The sequence below is a fragment of the Coleofasciculus chthonoplastes PCC 7420 genome (genome assembly GCF_000155555.1).
GTDB lineage: Bacteria > Cyanobacteriota > Cyanobacteriia > Cyanobacteriales > Coleofasciculaceae > Coleofasciculus > Coleofasciculus chthonoplastes_A.
The window spans coordinates 87,451-107,548 of record NZ_DS989852.1; the positions used below are offsets into that span (position 1 = coordinate 87,451).

Annotated in this window: 11 protein-coding genes; 5 read left to right on the forward strand and 6 right to left on the reverse strand. The window is 45.7% G+C overall.

All coding sequences use genetic code 11. The annotated features are described in order from the left end of the window. Positions 1-472: 472 nt before the first annotated feature. Together MC7420_RS17435 and MC7420_RS17440 are read left to right on the forward strand one after the other, a co-directional pair. Complete coding sequence (locus tag MC7420_RS17435) at positions 473-1,168, forward strand: RNA polymerase sigma factor (protein ID WP_006102089.1); 696 nt, start codon at positions 473-475, stop codon at positions 1,166-1,168. 222 nt (positions 1,169-1,390) lie between these two features. Next, positions 1,391-2,167, forward strand: coding sequence for a hypothetical protein (locus tag MC7420_RS17440; RefSeq protein ID WP_006101923.1), 777 nt, complete (start codon positions 1,391-1,393; stop codon positions 2,165-2,167). Positions 2,168-2,494: 327 nt separating this feature from the next. Here MC7420_RS17440 and MC7420_RS17445 read toward each other — a convergent pair whose 3' ends face one another. The 3 genes from MC7420_RS17445 to MC7420_RS17460 all read right to left on the reverse strand — a co-directional run bounded on the left by MC7420_RS17445 (position 2,495) and on the right by MC7420_RS17460 (position 10,422). After that, positions 2,495-2,779, reverse strand: coding sequence for a DUF427 domain-containing protein (locus MC7420_RS17445; RefSeq protein ID WP_006101873.1), 285 nt, complete (start codon positions 2,777-2,779; stop codon positions 2,495-2,497). A gap of 89 nt (positions 2,780-2,868) precedes the next feature. Beyond that, positions 2,869-8,985 carry a CHAT domain-containing protein gene (locus MC7420_RS35355; RefSeq protein ID WP_006101904.1) on the reverse strand — a complete coding sequence of 2,039 codons (6,117 nt, stop codon included), beginning with the start codon at positions 8,983-8,985 and terminating at the stop codon, positions 2,869-2,871. Positions 8,986-9,210: 225 nt separating this feature from the next. Next, positions 9,211-10,422 (reverse strand): M20 family metallopeptidase, encoded by a 1,212-nt coding sequence (locus tag MC7420_RS17460; RefSeq protein ID WP_044207882.1) that lies wholly within the window; start codon positions 10,420-10,422, stop codon positions 9,211-9,213. Between the two features lie 208 nt (positions 10,423-10,630). Here MC7420_RS17460 and MC7420_RS41575 point away from each other — a divergent pair, with 208 nt between their 5' ends. After that, positions 10,631-11,548: an excalibur calcium-binding domain-containing protein gene (locus tag MC7420_RS41575; RefSeq protein WP_006102069.1), complete on the forward strand. Its 918-nt coding sequence runs from the start codon at positions 10,631-10,633 to the stop codon at positions 11,546-11,548. Between the two features lie 7 nt (positions 11,549-11,555). On the opposite strand, the gene MC7420_RS35360 is transcribed toward MC7420_RS41575, so the two are convergent. Next, the gene (locus MC7420_RS35360; RefSeq protein ID WP_006102106.1) at positions 11,556-15,581 is read right to left on the reverse strand and encodes a PAS domain S-box protein; all 4,026 of its coding nucleotides are present in this window, start codon (positions 15,579-15,581) and stop codon (positions 11,556-11,558) included. 93 nt (positions 15,582-15,674) lie between these two features. On the opposite strand from MC7420_RS35360, the gene MC7420_RS41580 reads away from it, so the two are divergent. After that, complete coding sequence (locus MC7420_RS41580) at positions 15,675-15,830, forward strand: hypothetical protein (RefSeq protein WP_006102096.1); 156 nt, start codon at positions 15,675-15,677, stop codon at positions 15,828-15,830. Positions 15,831-15,867: 37 nt separating this feature from the next. Here the strand turns inward: MC7420_RS41580 and bioD are convergent, their stop codons facing one another. Next, positions 15,868-16,545: a dethiobiotin synthase gene (bioD, locus tag MC7420_RS17475; RefSeq protein ID WP_006102017.1), complete on the reverse strand. Its 678-nt coding sequence runs from the start codon at positions 16,543-16,545 to the stop codon at positions 15,868-15,870. A 22-nt stretch (positions 16,546-16,567) separates the two neighbouring features. Beyond that, complete coding sequence (locus tag MC7420_RS17480) at positions 16,568-18,532, reverse strand: serine/threonine-protein kinase (protein ID WP_006101890.1); 1,965 nt, start codon at positions 18,530-18,532, stop codon at positions 16,568-16,570. A gap of 569 nt (positions 18,533-19,101) precedes the next feature. Here MC7420_RS17480 and MC7420_RS17485 point away from each other — a divergent pair. Continuing rightward, positions 19,102-20,094, forward strand: a complete 993-nt coding sequence (locus MC7420_RS17485) for a ribose-phosphate pyrophosphokinase (RefSeq protein WP_006101950.1) — start codon at positions 19,102-19,104, stop codon at positions 20,092-20,094. Positions 20,095-20,098 lie beyond the last annotated feature (4 nt).

Sequence of the window (20,098 nt, forward strand, 5' to 3'; positions counted from 1 at the left end):
GAGTAGAATCTGTTTTTGTCAGACAAAATCATGAAAATCAATACGCTAATGCTGGGATTTTGGACGCCACTAATTTTTATTCGCGAAGGCTCACCAGCACAAGCAGGAAAGGAACTCATCCGCTGCCCTTCCCTTACCTAGTGATCTGTAACGAATCCTAAGAGCCAACTATTCCGAAATCCCCGAAAAAAGTTTTGTTGTCAGTTGAGTCGTTGCGATTAGAACCCGGTGCTTGACCAAAAATTGGAACAACAATCACCCCCCTGGAGTCATAAGTCTTTCTACCTAGTCAGCCGCAGGTTTGATGATTTCTTGATCAACCTTCCCACACTTTTGCTATGATGTAATGCTTTCAGCTCATCTATGACTTCTACACATCTGTGTAGGAGTCTCTTGTACCCGTGAAATTTCCTACACAGTCAACCCGTTTGACGAAACAAGGCACATAATATAATCTTTAGCCAGACTTGATATGACTCAGCAATTTAATCACGCTCTTCTTCCTGAAGACCCAATAAAACGCTGTCTCAAGGGAGATTGTCTGGTTTGTGGGCAACTTCTGAGCCACTTGGAACATCAACGAAGAATTGAAAGAATTGCCCGTAAAAATACGAGAGGTACGGCTGTTTCCTGGGAAGATGCTGCCCAAACTGCCCATGCTAAAGTATTTCAAGCTGTAATGGCGGGAAAGTTCCGCCAAGGGGATGTCCAAGACTTCTACCACTGGGCTGCAATGGTGGCACGTTTTGCGATTATTGACTTGGTTCGTAAGGAAAAACGACAAAACTGTATCAGTTTAGACCAAACCATTCCAGGCACGGATTTGCCTTTATTGGAAACGATACAGGATGAGTTGGATTTGTTGGATACTGTAGAACGTGCAGATTTAGTTAGCCGCGCCATTGATGCGATTTCAGTGCTGGATAAACGTCATCCTAATCGGGGTTATCAAAGACTCTGGTATGGTAAAGTACAAGGCAAAACTCAAGTCCAACTGGCTGCTGATTTGGGCTTAAAAACTCAAGGTGCTGTCTCAAAACGTTGGCGCGAGTTATTAGAATACCTTGCTGAAGAGTTAGGATTGATGCAACCTGCAACGATTCAATCTGAAATCAAAGCGACAAGCAGTCAAAAGGTTCAGCGAGTGCGATCAACTCAAGGTTGGTAAGGAGCGTAATTTGTCATTTGTCATTTGTCATTGGTGAGAGTTTGAGGGAAGTTTAAACAATCATAAGTCGATGAGGTGTATCCATCCGGGCTAGCGATTTGAAGTTTTGGTAAAGTTGATCAATTTTTATACGCCGTTTGGTGAAATTTAGAGTAGGCTAGGTTTCAGGTGATTTGCTTTCTCATCAGAGCAGAGTACGGTATTGTCTGGAGCTAGAATCAAATGCGTATAAACTATAGTGAATACAGGTTTCCTCAAGGTTCAACATTAAACCAGCAACCCCCCCAACCTGGAGAAATCTGGGAGGTTAATCGCTCGGTGTATAGTCCTCTAGAATTTTCTCCACAGGAGCAACAGCATCTATTTCCTGATTCCGCACGAAGGTTTCTCGCGGGAAATGCCCCACCGCGCTATGTGATGATTGTGAAGGAACCTGAATCGCCTGTCGCCGCAGAGGAGTGGCAAGTTGTTTCCGTCATGGTTCTTTCTCTGAACACGGATTTTCTGAGTTCTGTTGATCTGTTGATTCCCGCTACTCTGTCTGGTGTTAGACAAGATTTGCTCGCTCAAACTTGGCATGTACTGCCAATGTTAACCTGTAATTTGTCTCATCCTATTGGCAAACGGTTGTCTAGAGAGATTTATGACGTATTGCTGAATGTAGGGGATTACTATCATGGTTTAATTGATCAACCACCATCGGCGTCAGAAATTGAGTTATGTGGATTAAAGATAGGAAAGGGACTTCCTGAACAAAAGCCAGAAATTCAGGTATTTCACCAACAAGAGGAAGCCTGGAGTTCTGTTTTAAATGTGCCAGTCGCGGCTTATAATGTCTATCTAAAGACAATGAATTTGACATCAGCGATAGTAGAAGATGCTGTGCAAATTGAGCAAGAGTTAATTGAATCGGGTGCAAACTTCTGGGTTCAATCTCAGCCGAATTTCCATCGGGAAAACTGGCGAACTTCCGGGGAGGATAGGGCGGTTAAAAAGTAGGTAGAAAGGATTCAGGTCTAGCTGTAGCATTTTACAGAGAGTGTCATCGCCTTAAGAAAAGCCTACATTACAGCAGTTTGCTTTGCTATGCGGTACATTGCCGATCCCCCTAAATCCCCCTTGGAAAAAAAGCGAAGCATCCTCTGGTTTCCCCCATGGAACAAAAAGCGAAGCATCCTTTGGTCTCCCCCTTTTTAAGGGGGACGGAAGGGGGATCAAATAGGGGGACGGGAGGGGGATCTGAAGGGGGACTTTGATCTACTGTACTTTATTACAGCGCAAAGCGCTGTATATTTAAGTTGGGCGAGGATTCTAAACCCATACTAGCTATGCTTCAACTTTTACTCCTCTCCAAAAGGCAACATAGCCCTCAAAAATTTTCGCCTTCTCTTTTGCTTGAGGATAGTACCATGCTGCATCTTTATTCTGTTGCCCATCAACTTCGATGGTGTAGTAATTGGCTTGACCCTTCCAGGGACAGCTTGTATGGGTACTGCTTTCCTTAAAATACTCCTGGTTGATTGAGTCTGGAGGGAAATAATAGTTTCCTTCGACAATTTGACAGTTGTTGCTCTCGGCGAGAACCGTATCGTTCCAGATAGCTTTAGGCATTGTTACGTTTCTTCATAAACTCTCCAATTCTCATTATGAGGTAAAGGTGCAGGGGAGTGGGAGACTCAGCCAAAAATTTCCGCAAGTTTTTACCAAGGATTCCCCACCATAGTGAAAGATGCCCAATAATACGGATGGGTTAAATCTTGTGATTGGGGCAGTTCAGAGGGTAACAAAATCGTTCCCGCAGACGTAATCAGTTGACCATTTTCCAGTTTAATTTTCCCCTTAAGCATATCGATTTGCACCTGTCGTAAGGCTTCGGCTTTAATTGGAGCTGTTTTTAACTGATCATAAAATTGGGTCATTAGTGCCAATGTACCTTCATCACTGACATACCACAAACTGGCTAATGTTGATTTGACTCCCGCTTGCACCGCTAATCCGGCAAAGCCTAATTCGGCGTTTTCATCCCCTAATGCAGTACGACAAGCACTGAGTACCAGTAATTCTACCGGGGGATTATTCCACCCCAATTCTGGTAATTGATCAAGGCGTAGCTTACTATTCCATAATTGGATGTAGGAATTGCTGATCGCACCGGGACGAAAATCGGCATGGGTGGCGAGGTGAATAATGCCAAAGGGTTGTTTTTTCCGTTGGGCTTTCAGATTATCTAGAGTAAAGCCTTCATTTAGGAAAAATTGACCTTGCCATAGTTTCTGGGTAATCGCTTCTAATTCCACAGGAACGGCGGGTAAAGGCTTTTGATCACTAAATTGTGCTGCCCCCATTGCCAATACTTTGCTATCTTGCACACTTTGGAAGCGAGTATCAGTAAGGCTTAAACTGGGCATAATTCCGACACTATAATTCTCGATCAAGAATTGTTCTTCATTGTGTAGGGCGGCGACGGGCATGGAACGTAATCCTCTGTCCATAACAAACACCAAGTTTTGAATGCCTTGGGCTTGTAAGTCAGCTTCTAATGGCGTAATTAACCAGTCGTAGAGTTGTTTCCCTGGGGCTAAGTAACCCGTAGTATCTCGGACATTGGTTACACTTCGTTGAAACTGTTGCGCCACTTGTAAAACTTCAGCGCGGGTGATGGGTATGGATTTATGAATGGGTTCTCCTTGGGCGGTAACTAAGACGAGATCCAGTTGATCATTGTCTTCGGGAGTAGCTGATTCAGAAGAGATACTACTGGGAACAAACATGACATAAATTAACGCAGGTTTGACGCCTGTTTCTTGGGCAATATCCTGCAAAAGTTGACGCGCCTCAGTTAGGGTGAGAATTTGAGTAGCTGATTTGCTGAGATAGGCTTCAAATTCTTGGGTATACGCCGCATCAATTGTGCCAAATACGGTGTCAATTGTTACAGATGGCACGTCGGTTTCTACCTGAGGCTGTGAGGGGGACTCTTTTTGCAGAATCAGCGGATTTTCGGGTGACGATTCACTCGATTCACGGCTTGTTTCTGGTGTAATTGTTTCCGGTGTAATCAGTTGAATCTGACTCGGTGCGATTCCCTGAGTATAGGGATTAGGATAGGAACCCTCGGTAATTTGATTATCGCTTCCGGTTGCGATCGCGCCCCTTGTACCATTAACATCGTTGTAGTCTTGCCCAACGGTGAAGGGGGTATCCAATTTCCCTCCTTGATGGCGGATAATCACTGATCCACCACCATTCCCGCCAGCAGTGGAGATACTGGTTGTTGTACCCGTGCGATCGCTAAATGTCTCGGTGGCACGGAAAAATTGTTCTGTGGTAATATCGACATTACCACCTCTGCCATTGCTGCCACCTTGAGCATTAATCGAATCCACTTCGATATCGTTTTCTGGATCTAAGGTGACATTCCCCCCATCGCCCTGAGTTGCACTGGAATTGATCGCACCTGCTTGAATCTCAGTTTTGGCTTGTACTGTAATATCTCCGCCTTGATTTACTCCCGATGTATTCAGATTTCCGGTAGTGACAGCGCCTTGATTACTGGTGAGAGAAATTCCTGAATTGGCAGTAATATCGTTTACGTTAATATCTTGATTTGCCTGTAGGCTGACAGTAGCATTATCCAATCCGGTAATCGTACCTGTAGCGGTAATCGTACCTGAACCAGTTGGTGATAGGATGGATACTGGATCACTGAAGGTAAGATTGCCATTGAGTGCGATCGCGCCACTACCATTCTCTCTTCCAATCCTGATACTCTGGAACCCGTCTTCAAACACGCCTGCGGTGAGGGTAAAGTCTTGAGTCGGATTAAGCGGTTGTAAAACCAGATTAGTATTTGATCCCGTTACCGTTGCACCCAAAGTAATCTCTGGTGAAGTTAGGGATAAATCCGATAAGACGGCGAGGGAATCTTGGATGCTTACACGATTCGCGGTAACATCTCCGCCAAATTGGGTGATTCCTCCGGCGTCAGTGGTGAGACTATTTAATGGTGTGACACTACCCACAGCACCAGAGAATGTGGTGGTTCCGGTACTGAAGATACGTAAAGTGCGATCGCCCTCTACGATGCCACTGAAATTGATATTACCACTCGCCGTATTCAGGTCAACATCAGCGCCTAAATTAACCTTATCTCCTAAGAACCTGATATCACTACCTGAGGTTGTGATATTAGAATTAAGCGTTGTCGTGGCAGCATTTAAGGTAATAGCCCCATTATCTGTACCTGTCAGGATACCATTGAGAACAATTTCTGTGGCGGTTAGGGATAAATTGGATAGCACATCTACCGAATCTTGTAAATTCAAGCGATTCGCCGTAACATTCCCATTAAATTGAGTTATTCCATCAAGCTTAGTGGTGAGAGTATCGAGTGGGGTAGAACCACCAACTGTACCGCCAAAGGTGGTTGTATCTGAACTCGATAATGTCAATTTATAGTTACCATCAACCGTACCTTGAAAACGAATCGGATTACTACCACTGTTGAGAGTAACATCATTACCGAGTTCAACACTGTCTGTATTAAACGCTATACCTCCGTCTTCCGTGGTGATATCAGCATTTAGGTTAGTCGTTGCACTGTTGAGTGTAATTGAAGCATCATCTGTACCCGTAATCTTGCCGTTAATTGCGATCACACCATCAGGTATTTGAATCGTTACGGGATCACTGAACGTGAGATTGCTTAAATCAATTTGTCCGCCGCTATTCGTACTGCGAATTGTCAGACTCTCGAAACCATCTTGGAAGCCAGCTTCATCTGAGGAATTCCCTGATCCGGCTAGGCTAAAGATATCAGTAATATTTGACGATTGAAGAATCAGGTTTTGATTGGTTCCCGTAATCGTTGAGCCAAATTCAATTTCATCCGCTGTTAACGATAAGTCGGACAGCACTTCTACTGCATCTTGGATGTCGAGTTGATTAGCGGTAATATTGTTATTGATTTGGGTTGTTCCCTCGTTATCTGTCCTAAGGGTATTCAAACGGCTGATGCTGCCAACTTCACCTGTAAATGTCGTTTCTCCTGGATTTAATACGGTCAAATCATAAGTCCCATCAACCGTGCTATTAAAGTTAATTTGACTATTTCTAATCGTGCTTATCGTCAGATCAGCCTTTAATTCAACACTTTCCATAAAGTCGATTGCTGGAGGAGGCTGCATTCCGCTTTGGATCAACGTTAATGTTGAATTCGACAGCACTTCTACCATGTTGTTAAATTCTAACTGGTTGGCAGTTATATCACGATTGATGATCGTTTTTCCGTTAGCGTCCGTGCTGATAATATTTAATGAATTTAGACTACCAACAATACCATTAAATAATGCTGTCCCCGTGTCCGTATTTAAACTTAAATCATACTCTCCATCAACCGTGCCATTAAAGGTAACATTACCACCACTCGTATTGAAACTGATATTGCCCCCAAGCTGGAGAGGGTTATCTAAGATTAGATCATTGCTTCCTGTGTTTACAGTTATTGTTTCTATATCCAATGGCTGAAGCCGAAGCGTTCCAGTTCCTCTAATAAAAGGAACTTCAGGTCTATTTGCAGGTACTTCTGCGGGCTTAAGCTGAATTTCATTACTGGTCAGGGTAATGTTACCATCTAAGTCACCATTTGACTGAATCCCCCTAGTGATAATACTGGTTGCTTCAACCGCAATATCGCCACTTTCACCCGCACCATCACAGGTAATATTACTACAGGATTCTATTGTTCCTTCATTTCCTAGCGGACCTGTGGTGTCAATTACACCATCGCCATTGATCTTGATCGTGATTTCTCCGCCATTTGCACCACTTGTCTGGATATTTCCACTGTTAATATCCCCTCCCGCTGTAATCCTAATATCGCCTCCATCACCCGTAGTATCTTTACCTCGGGAAAGAGCATTCGTCATCCTGATAGTACCACCAGCATCAAGGGTAATATTGCCACCATTATCCCCTCTTGAATCGATATCACTACCACCAGCATTGCCAATTTCAATATTGTTTTCGGCGTTGAGGAGAATATCACCCCCATCACCAGTCACATTGGCTCTAGATTTAATCGGAGAGGTTCTTATATTTCCGCGAGACTCAATCGTAACCGATCCCGCATTCCCCAAATCACTGCTGACATCGATTTGTCCAACTTGAACATTTCCAGCTAAATTATTGGGATTGTATTGATTCGTTAATAAAACCTTACTATTTGGCTGACTAATGGTGATATTATCAACAACAATATCAGCATTTGTTGCAGTAGTGAACGTGGGAGTTGGCAGTCCTGTACCAATCGGTTTATTTCCGGGATCTCCGCCTAAAACTCCCCAATTAATGCCTGCTCTAATATCTAATGTTGGGTTAGTACTACCATCAATTTGTAATGTTGTTCCAGCGGACAACGGGACACTGGCTAAACTCGCAAGAAACGGATTAGCGTTATTCGGATTAATCGTATTATCTTCTGAATCTGTCCCCGTGATGGTAACATTTCTTACCCTTACTCGACCTCCTGCTAAAATATGTAGCGAAGCCCCGGTATAGTTTCCTAATCTGACATCACCAGAAGCTAAAATAATTGGATCATTAGGACTTTCTAAATCTCCAGAACTGCCATCCAATTGTTCAATCCGAAAATCGCCGCCTGTCGAGTAGTGAGCATCTCCGCTTATCGTATTACTAGAACGGAAGACCATATCCCCACTAGAGTAAAAACCACTAGCAGCATGATTCAAGGCAAAGATATCAACATTTTGATTACCCTGAACAGTTAAATTATCCCCCGCTTGGGCAATAAATGGATTTGCCACAGTATCCCGCACCTGTACCGTATTCTGCGCCAAGAGTTGCAAATCCCCAGTTGTGGTTAAATGACTCTCAACCAACGTGAGATTATTCTCTGCTGAAAGTAACGCTGTTCCCGTCGTTACCGTCTTGGCAACTACATCACCCTGGTTAATCGCAATCCCTGAACCTGTTAGGGCAACTTCACCCTGTTCATTTACCGATAATTCTGTGGCGTTACTAACATTTCCTCCCGTTAGCAATTGTGGTAGGGAAAGAGGTGTAAACGGCACTTGCGTCGCCGCCGCAGGAACCTCTAAACTCAGCAATTGTCCCGCTTGGCTAATCCGCACCCATTGATTACCAGGAACAGTGGTTACGGTAATTTGACCGTCTGGGGCGACTAATTCACCCGTACTCACAACCGCACCGCCAATTAAACTGAGATTCTGTTCAGAATTGACTTCGAGTGTGCCTGTATTAACGATAGAACCGGGTTCTGGTGTATTAAAGACAAAGCCATTGGGGGTTCCCATCAGAGACGTGTAATCATTGATCCCGGTAGCATTAAACAGGTTATCGCCAAAACTAATCCCGGTAGCGGTTGTGGCGGTAAAGGCGGCGGGGACATTTAATTGAGCCTCATTGCCAAAGATAATACCCGCCGGATTCATCAAAAACAGATTAGAAGTCCCGCCAGTGATTTGAATTAACCCATTAATCACCGAGGCATCACCGCCAGTAATTCGTGAGAGAATATTCTGTATGGATGGGTTAGATAAAAAATTGGCAATTTGTCCCGAATCTAAACCAAACTCACTAAAACTGTGGAAGAGATTCGCGCCATCTCCTGATAATTCTCCCCCCTCAATATCGAAGCGGTTGTTCTGTTGATTCACCGTCGTATCAGTACTGTCATCGGAAACAATCGGTTGGGTTAACCCCGATGACATGAACCCCAGTGTGGTTAGGCATAAGGTTAGGGTTGACAGTAGTTTCAGGTAGATGGGGGCTGACATAGACTTCTCCTGAGGGAGGTAATTCCTCTATAATTTTCTAGGGTTTGAGAGAGCCGATCGCGGGACTCGTTTGGCATCGATAGACCAACCCTTGGCGAATCGACGCGAGGGAAAGGATGAAAGGCAAAGCTATAAAAGCCTTGGACTCGTTACCTTACCCTGGTTTCGCGTTTGGTTGATCTGGCAGGCACACCCTAGATTGTCAGGTTTCCCGAATATCGAGAATTACTGGCAGAATTTTTCCACACAGCGAACAAATAGTTCTACTCCCATTGCTAACACAGTTTCATCAAAATCAAACCGGGGATGGTGATGGGGATAGGCTAAATCTTTACTGGGGTTCGCTGATCCCAAAAAGAAATAGCAACCCGGTACAGCCTCTAGGAAAAATGACATATCTTCCCCGCCCATGGTTTGGCATTCGGGTACGATTCCTGTAGGGGTTTCGACGACTTCTTCAGCTACGGATCGCACCAATTCGGCTATCTGTGAGTTGTTGATTACAGGCGGATAAAGCGGCTGGTAGTCGAGTTCATACTGCGCCCCGTGACTTTGACAAATACCTGCAATCACTTGCTCGATACGCTGGCTGAAATACCCTGCCAATTGCGGATTAAAATAGCGCACTGTGCCGCTCATTTTGGCGCTATCAGCAATGACATTAAACGCTGTACCAGCTTGAAACATTCCCACCGTAACCACGGCTGATTCAATTGGGTCAACATTACGAGCCACAATGGTTTGCAAGGCGTTGACCACTTGAGTGCCAATGACGATCGCGTCTAGGGTTTGATGTGGCATTGCCCCATGTCCCCCCTTGCCTAAAATTTTACACTGAAATCGCTCGCTTGCTGCCATTAAAGCACCATGGCGAACGCCAACAGTTCCTAGGGGCAAATTGTTCCACAAATGTAGCCCAATAATAGCATCCACATCGGGATTTTTTAAGACGCCAGCCTCAATCATCGGTTTAGCGCCGCCGGGTCCTTCTTCAGCGGGTTGGAAGATGAACTTGACGGTTCCCGCAAAGTCTTGACGGTGTTGGGAAAGATAGAACGCCGTACCTAATGCGATCGCGGTATGTCCATCATGACCGCAAGCGTGCATAATTCCATCATGTTGCGATCGATAAGGGACATTGTTTTCTTCCTGAATCGGCAAAGCATCCATATCTGCCCGAATCGCTAACACCGGACCCATGCGATCGCCCTCGATTGTAGCAACGATCCCAGTTTGGGCAATACCCGTTTGATGCTCAATTCCCCACTCCTGTAACTTTTGGGAAACAAATCTAGCCGTCAGGTGTTCAGTAAACCCTAATTCCGGGTGCTGGTGCAAGCGCCGCCGCCACTCGACAAGCTGAGATTCCAAGGTGCGAATCTCACGTCGGATCTCAGATCCGTCTACGGTAGGGGGGGTAGAAGAGGTAACAACCATGATTGCTTAACAACTCGTAATACTATACTGAGAACGAAAAGATGCCTCCGGAGCAAATCTGGAGGTATCTTCCTTTAATAGCTTATGGGGGGAACAATAAACTGATCAAAGCCCCCCTTTTTAAAGGGGATTTGTCGGGATAGTGCTGGAGGTGCGATTACCTTTTGGCTGTAAAATTTTCTTAGGCACTATACAAGACGCTACCACTATGCAACCTTTTGGAAAAGCAGCGCTTTGGGTTTTATCAGTCTTTTTTCTTCTGTTTGGACTAATTCTAGTTGCCATACACCCACCCGCCGCTTTAATGGCGCTGCTGATTGGTATTGTTTTATTACCACCGATGGTCGGGTTCATTGATCATCCATCATACCCTCTCGTCCGTTGGATCATCACGGCGATAGCTTTTGCCCTTCTCATAATCCTGACTCCTCCCGAAGACGCCCAAGTACAGCAGGTGCAAACCCCAATCCAAACCCCATCACCCACTCAGCCAAGTCCATCACCGAGTCCATTACCGAGTCCATCACCGAGTCCATCACCGAGTCCATCACCAAGTCTATCACCACAAACTCTAGTCCAAACACCAAACAATCAGCCATTAGAATTTGAGAAGTACCTGAGAGTTTCTGGTGGTGAGTTGGGATGCGATCGCATTACGGATTCTCAAGGATTGCAGTGGCATGTTGGATATTTGAGGGTTAATGAACAAGAGTATTCCATAAACGGTGCAGGCTCTCAACTTGGATTAATACCACCCATTGATGAGGTGTGGAAAGAAGAAGCGTTCAAAACTGACCCCACAGGGGCGTTAGATTTCCAGCTTCGCTTAGAGGAAGCGGTGGAAAATGTTTGCATTTCTAAGTACCCCGATACAGCTACCCGTTCTGATTGGCAAAAGCAGCGTCAAGTTCTGGGTTTATCCCCGTCAAACCGGGCGAACCAGCCAGTATCCACTCCCCAAACTACACCAGCCAACCTACCCGCCTGTGCGACTAGTGATTGCAACTGTGAAGACTTCAAAACCCAAGCCGAAGCCCAAGCTGTTTTTGACGAATTTGCCTCTAGTGGTGATATCCATAGACTCGACCAGAATAATAATGGGGTAGCGTGTGAATCCTTACCGTGAGCAAACTTTAGCTACTTGCTGTAACCACGCGATCGCGCCCTTGGGCTTTAGCCTGGTAAAGCGCCCGATCCGCCGCCGCAATCAGTTCCTGTGCCGTGGAACCATGTTCAGCAAATGCCGCCACCCCTACAGAAATCGCGATCGCATCTAAGAGTTTATGGTGATACTCGATCTGCAAACCCTTAACATCGTGGCGAATTTGTTCCGCCCGTTGCTTAGTATCAGCCAGTGAAGCATCGGGCAAAATTAGCATTAATTCCTCACCCCCATAACGGCAGGCAATATCCGACGCCCGAATACTTCGTTGTAAAAATATGCCTAATTCTCGTAACACCGCATCCCCCGCTTCATGACCAAAGGTGTCGTTAAAATGTTTAAAATGATCAATATCCAACATAATAATCCCCATCGGTCGCTGATGACGCTGCGCTCGATGAATTTCCCGCTCTAGAGACTCTTCCATATAACGCCGATTAAATAGCCCAGTCAGTGCATCTCGAATACTTTGTTGAGACAACGTTTCTCGTAATTTCAAATTCGCTAACGACAAAGCTAAATGTTCCGCTACCGTTAAAGCTAACCGTTGTTTTGCCTCGGTCAATTGTCCCAGTTGTGGCGAACTAATATATAAAATTCCTAACGCTTTTCCCTGTGCCATCATTGGCACACAAAAGGATTCTAAAGGAGAACTATCCGAATGAATATGGGGACAACGTAAACCGGATTGAGGCTGGGTTACCAAATGGGGGCGTCCCCGACGTAATGCCCAACACGATTTCGGCGAAAACAGCGTCTGACTCGCCAAAGCGGTTCCCCAAGTCGCCATGGCTTCTACCCAATTCTCAGAGGGATTAATGACAAACACTCCCCCTGAACTCCCAGGAAATAAGGGAGCAACCAAAGTCGCGATCGCCTGATATGCCTCATCAACCGTTAAACAGGCTTGGAGAAAGTCACTCAAGTCGCCGAGTAACACCATTTCTCGGTTGCGGCTACCCAGTTCATTCACCCGCCCTGTTAGTTGCTGATTCAGCCTCTGCAACGTCGCTTGTGCCTGTTTGCGATCGCTGATATCTTGCACTACAGCAATATAAGATTTCGGTTCACCCTGACTATTGCGGATCAGCGACCCACTTAAATTCACCCACACTTCAGATCCATCTTTACGAATATAGCGTTTTTCACGGGAAAAGGTGTCAATTTCTCCTGCCAATAACTGATTCAGACAAGTGAGTTCCTGGTCAACATCATCGGGGTGAGTAATGTCTTTGCACGTCTTCTTTTGCAGTTCCTCTGCACTATACTGCACTAAGTCGGTAAACTTTTGATTAAACCACAGAAACTGACCCGATAACGTCGCTTGAACAATGCCGACAGCCACTTGATTAAACATACTCCGGAAACGTTTCTCACTCTCTCGCAACGCTTCCTCAGCTTGTTTGCGTTCGGTAATATCCCGATTACTGGCTCGTATCCCCAACCAACGCCCCTCAGCACTATGTACAGATTGGCAAATATGAGAGATCCAACGCAACTCTCCGGTTTTAGTTAGGATACGAAAATCAATTCCTGACACCCTCTGAGTTACCGCCGTGGCACACCCATGTCGGACAAATTTTTCTCGATCCTCTGGATAGATAATCGACTCTAATAAACTAGCATTCTGGATAAAATCATCGGCACAATACCCGGTAATCCGTTCACAGGAAGGAGACACATAGAGAAACTGACCGTCCGGGTTCAGCCAATATTCCCAGTCATACGTAAAGTTAGCAACCGTCCGAAATCGTTCTTCGCTCTGTCGCAGTTCCTCCTCTGCTTTTACTCGCTCCGTGACATTATCGATCGCAAATACGACACCCTTTAACTGACCCGTTTGGTTAAATAAAGATGTTCCGTTAATTGACAGTAATACTCGCCGCCCATCATCTCGTTCAATGGTATAGTGTAGGTTATTAACCGCCTGATTGGTTTTTACTAAATGCCAGAACGGTAACTGTTTATACTTAATTAAATCCCCTGACTCATCCTGATTGTACCAAGTCAGCTTATCTTGATAATCTGGGCAAATCTTTTCCGACTTTAGACCTAAAATCTGTTCCGCTTGATGGTTAATCAGCATAATTTGTCCCTGAGGATTTACCCAAATGATCCCCACAGGACTGGTTTCCATAACACGGGATAATAGATCAAACTCTTGCTGTAATGACGCTTCTATCCCTTCACGTTCCTGAATTTCCTGTTGAAGTTGAGCCGTGCGCTGTTGTACCCGACTTTCGAGTTCTTGATTTAACTGACATAATTCAGCTTCGGCTTGTTCACGGGCAAGGCGGGTGCGTAACCCCTCAATACCAGAGGCTAAATCATTCGCTAATTCTTTCAATAACTGCACCTCTTCCGGCGCAAATGATCCGGAGTTCACGGCATAAATAGTTAACACACCCAATGGTTGATCTTTAACCTGTAACGGTAGAACAATCAACGCCCCATACCCTTGTTGTAAGGCGTGCGATCGCCAGGGTGTAAACTTTGGATCAGTCTGAATATGGCGGCAAACTATCGGTTGTCCAGTTTGCAAAACGCTATCAACAGGAGATTCACCTGAGAATGGGTTAAACTCAGGCATAACAAATCGTTCTAGATACTGCTTATTTTCAGAATTATTTAGTTCAAACTCTTCCGTCTGATCTTTTCTGTCTTCTGCCTTCTTTAACGCTTCAAATCCAGCTACAGGCTGCACTGTTTGGCACATATCGTCAGTTGTCAAGCCAACCCAAGCCCCCTGATACGCCCCTACCTCTACAATCAGACGACAAATCTTCTGGAACAACTCAGATTCCTGGGTAGCACTCATCAATATTCGGTGGGATTCACTGAGGGTTTTGAGGATACGGTTTAAAGTTTGCAGAATCCCTTGCGTTTGTTGGCACTCCCTCAGTTCCATGGGGGTCACTTGATCCCAAATTTTCCCAGCTCCCCCAGCTCCCCCAGCTTCCCCAGCTCCCCCAGCTCCCCCAGCTTCCCCAGCTCTCCCAGCTTCCCCAGCTCCCTCATCCCTATTTTGTCGCAGATGCCAATTTTCAGCGTGGAGTGAGGAAATGATTTGACGCTGTTGATGCAGTTGCTGCTGTAAGTCTTGAATAAAGTGATACAACTGGGCTGAATCAAGAGTTTGTAGAATACTGGTTTGAGTAACCATACCCAATAGTTCTCCTTGATGACTACAGACTCCTAATTGCTGCACTCGCCACTGCTGCATTTTCTGATGAGCTGTCCATAACGACTCTTCTGGATTCACACACAATAGGGGAAAACTCATCAGTGTATAAGCTGGCAAGTTTAAATCGAGTTCCAATGCCTGAAATTGGATAATATCTCGTTCAGTAATGATACCAAGTGGAACAAAAAATGGTCTTGAATCTACTGATTTTGACAACGGGCTTGGCTCTGTATGGCTATTTTCCTGTTGTTCACAAATGACGACATAATTAACTCCATGCTCTGCTATTCGTTGCGCTACTGTTAGTACAGAGTTCGTGGGGGTAATGTTAATGATCTCAGGTGTCATGACGTCTGCTACTCGACGCCTTTTCAATAGTTCCATTGATGGCATAGCGTGGTGCAAACTCTCAGGTGTGACAACTCCTACCACTTGATTGTCATCATTGACAATGGGTAAGTGACGAATACCATGGCACTCGAATAAATTCAGCATTTTGAAACCATCCCGCAACTCGGATTGCTTCAGCGTAATCACTGGTTGAGTCATCACTTCAGCAACAGGAAGATTTTCTAGAGGACTTCTCTCCGCTACAATTTGAACCAAATCTCGCAACGTTATCACTCCGACTAACTGCCCGTTTTCTATAACTAAGACACAGCTTTCATCTATACCCTCGCTATAAGTTGAAGCAAAAGATCCTGTCCCATCGGGGAATGGGCAGGCGTGGGTTCCTGGATTTAGGAGTGCGATGACATGGATCAGACAGGTGTCTGGTGTAACCGTCAGCGGATGGTAGTCAATCGCAGACATTGAGGTTATCATTTTTCATTTGTTATGAGTTATTAGCCCTGGTGTGGACTAGGATGCCTTAAATTATTAAATGTCAAGCTACTTGATCGGGGATTGATCAAGGGAATACGTCGCATAGATGACCCACTGAATTATGGGGAATGGGTGATTACCTGGAAAAAAATAGGCGGTAGTTCTCTAATTTTCCTTGATATTCGCCATGATGTTGATATACCTGTTACAGAAATTCAGCTATTTCAACTGATTTGATTCAATTCTTAAAACAACACCAGGATTTTTCGTTACATTAGAACAATCGCTCTAGTTCTAACTCAGATGCCACTTGAGCCAATTTGCTCAGATCAGTGGGATCAGCTAAGTGGGGCAGGATGCCTAAAATGGGAACCTGTGTCAGTGACTGAATCAACTGAATGGGAGTCCAATCAGCAATCTCTTCTGCTGAACGAGGCTGAACACAATTGAGGACAATTCCTTTGAGGTGAACGCCCGACTGACGCGCTAAGGCGACAGTTGCTACGCTTTGTGCGATCGCGCCCAGTGCCACTGGCACCACAATGACACTCGGTAATTTCCAATCTCTGGCGATATCCGCCACGGTTAACTCATGGGTTACAGGTGAACCCAGTCCCCCTAGTCCTTCTACTAAAACAACATCCCGTTGCTGCTGGAGGCGATTCAATGCCTGCCAGACTCCTTTTAATTCTATCGATCGTCCTTCCCGTTCCGCCGCGACTGGTGGGGCGACAGGGTGGCTAAATTGTAACGGGGCAATCTCTTGAGGGGTTTGATCCAGGTTGAATTGCTGGTGATAATGTTCCCAATCCCCGGTTCCCGTTTGCATCGGCTTGAAAATTCCCAGCCGTTTTTGCGGATAATAGGTTTGCCAATAAGCGGCGAGAGCCGTGGTTAATACTGTTTTACCCGCATCGGTATTTGTACCCGTAATTAGTAATGTTTGGGTCATTGGTCATTGGTTTGAATTGGATCTAAGGGTTGGTTAGACTGACACCTAAGGTGAAATTGCTGGGTTTTTGGGCAATCACATCAATGATATAGTTGCCCCCTTGAGGCAATTGTGCCTGCCAAAAGCTGATGTTTGAGGCATCTTCGATTAACTGACCATTGGGATTGCGGATATTTAAGGTGACATCACCTTGAATAACTTCTACCGCTAGCTGCTGATTGGATTCCACGTTGACGCGATACCGTTTGACCCGTTGCGGTGCGGTTTGACCTTGAAACTGAATTGCCTGTTCTCCTTCAGGAATGATCAGTCGTTCGGTTTCGTAAGTGGGAGAGGGAGATGGGGATGGGGATGGAGATGGGGATGGGGATGGAGACGGAGAAGGCGATGGAGATGGAGATGGACTTTCCGTTGGCGAAGGTGTGGGTTCGGGGGCTTCGGTTAAGTCTAAATTGAGTTGGTACTCAGTTTCTGGAAGTTCCGGAATTAAACTTAATTGAATCGTGTATTCTCCGGTATAGGGAAGTTGACCTCGCCATTGCTGCACCCGTGTGGCGCGATCGCTCACTGGTTGATCATCGGGTCCGAGGAGGGTCATATATACCCCTTCCGTGGGAATAAACGCCTCCAACGTCTGACCTTCTTCTGCCTGAATCTGGTAGTTAACAATAGCATTGGGCTGTAATCTTCGTTCAATAGACAGTTCTCTACCAGGAGACAAATCCAGAGTTTGACTATATTCGCGGGGACTAGGACTAGGTGAAGGTGAGGGAGATTCAGTTTCCGTGGGCAAAGGAGACGGAGACTCCACAATGGTTTCTGGGGGAGTCGGTTCCTGTTTTAATCGATTCGCAATTGCCCAAGAACCCAACCCTGCAATCACGGCAAGTGCTGCACCAATTGCCACAACCATCCCAGGCTTTTCCCAAATCGAGTCATTACTCGGTTCAGGAATCACAGGTTCAGATTGCGCGGGTGGTCTCGCGGGTGGTGTCTGCGGTTCCGGACGTCGTCCTACGGCTACGGTTGCCATCCCGGAAACGTTGGCGTCTGGTTCTGGCGTAGAGGCGGCTGGGGGAGGTGGAGATTGCAGCGCTTGTAATACATCTGTTGCAGATGGATAGCGATCGCCCGGTCTGTAACTTAGCATCCGGTTCAGAATCCGGGTAAGGTCGTCACTCACTGTCACCCATCGTTGCCAGTTCCAGGTTAACTGGGTATTATCCAGTAACTCCCTGGGTTCTTTGCCTGTCAGTAGCACCACGGCAGTAACCGCTAGGGAATAGAGGTCACTACTGGGATAGGATTTTCCGGTTTGAATTTGTTCGCTGGGAGCATAACCCAGTTTGCCAACCGTTGTGGCTGGGGTTGCCATATCCGGCGACTGCAAACGGGTAGCGAGTTCTTTGACCACACCAAAATCAATTAATACCGGGAGTTGGTCGCCCTGGCGCAGAATAATATTATCGGGAGTAATATCGCGGTGGATGATCCCCTTAGTGTGAATATGTTCTAATACGGGCAATAATTGCTGGAGTAGCTGTTTAACTTCAGCTTCGGAGAAGACGGGGTTTCCCAGAGGTGTATTTTGAGGCGGTGTGGGAATCCCTACGGCTTCCGTGCTGGATGTGGAATTGCCAGCTAGCTGTTCTAGGCGCTCATTGAGTAACTCGCGATAGGTTTTCCCCTCAACGTAGTCTTGTGCCAAGAAAAACCGCCCATCCTCCTCAAACGTGGCTCGAAATTCCGGCACTTGCGGGTGTTTGATTTGATAGAGGGTGGTTGCCTCCCGTTGGAACAGTTCTTTGGACTTCTCGAACGTATAGGCTTCAGTCTGAGGCGGAATCAATTCTTTGAGCACACACAGTTCTTTAAACCGATTCAGGTCTTCCGCCAGGTAAGTTCGACCGAATCCCCCTTGACCCAGAACTCGGATCAAGTGGTAACGGGCTTGCAGAATAGTTCCAGAGGCGATCGGTTGTTCCATGAGCTTGTGAATTTGAGTTTAGGGGAAAACAGGCAGGAAGGATAGTGAGTTCCTCGTCTATAAGTCTAAATTTTATGAGAAGATGGTCACATCCTGGCATTTATTACATTTATTTTATCTGTGGCTCCTGAGACGTCCCTCAATTAGCTAGATGTTAGCAGAAGCTATGACAGGTTTTGGATACTACTCAATCTGAAGGAAATCAGTCATATTCACATTTCTTGACTTCTCCCCAAAACATTAAGTTGGTTTGTTTAACCTCTGTCTTTTGACTGATTTATTACTTTGAGGCTCGCTTTTCCTTAAAAAATGTTAATTATTTGTTCTGCTTGTACGAGTTTGATTAATAATTGGATATTTTAGTCAATTCAATGGGAAAACTATTGGGTCAATTGGATAAACTGAACAACTGAGGCAGCATCCCTAAGCATCACATCTAAAATTCCTGGTATATTTGGGCTGGTGGGCAAGGATCACAATAGCCCGATTTGTCAATTTATGAGAAATACTAGAACCATAGACAACAGCAAATGTTAAGATTGCCTTGAAATGAGCTTCGAGGGTCTGCTGTGAGCCGTTCTGCAACGTTAACGCTTCAGCCTACGCTGCCGCTAATCGCGGATAATAATCGTCTCCGACTGTTTTCTGGGTCTGCTAATGTTCCACTAGCACAAGAAGTTGCTCGCTATTTGGGCATGGACATTGGACCAATGGTTCGCAAACGATTTGCCGATGGCGAGTTATACATCCAAATTCAAGAATCCATTCGTGGGTGCGACGTTTACCTAATTCAGCCGAGTTGCCATCCGGTAAACGATAACCTGATGGAATTGCTGATTATGATCGACGCCTGTCGGCGAGCATCCGCACGGCAGATTACTGCTGTTATTCCATACTACGGTTATGCCAGAGCCGATCGCAAAACCGCCGGACGTGAATCAATTACCGCTAAGTTAGTGGCGAATTTGATTACTGAGGCGGGCGCGAACCGGGTATTAGCCATGGATTTACACTCTGCCCAAATTCAAGGATATTTCGATATTCCATTCGATCATGTCTACGGTTCTCCAGTAACCTTGGACTATCTGGCGAGCAAGCAATTACCTGATCTGGTGGTTGTTTCCCCTGACGTGGGTGGCGTAGCTAGAGCCAGGGCTTTTGCCAAAAAGCTGGATGATGCGCCCTTAGCCATTATTGACAAGCGACGGCAAGCGCATAATGTGGCAGAGGTTATGAACGTGATTGGAGATGTCAAGGGCAAAACGGCTGTTTTGGTAGACGACATGATTGACACAGCGGGAACGATTGCTGCGGGTGCCAAGATTTTGCGTCAAGAGGGAGCTAGACAAGTGTATGCTTGTGCCACTCATGCCGTTTTTTCGCCACCTGCGATTGAACGCCTCTCCGGTGGGCTCTTTGAAGAAGTGATTGTCACCAATACAATTCCAGTTGCTCAAGACAATTACTTTGAGCAGCTTACGGTGCTTTCAGTCGCTAACTTGTTGGGAGAAACCATCTGGCGTATTCATGAAGACAGTTCAGTCAGCAGTATGTTTCGGTGATATA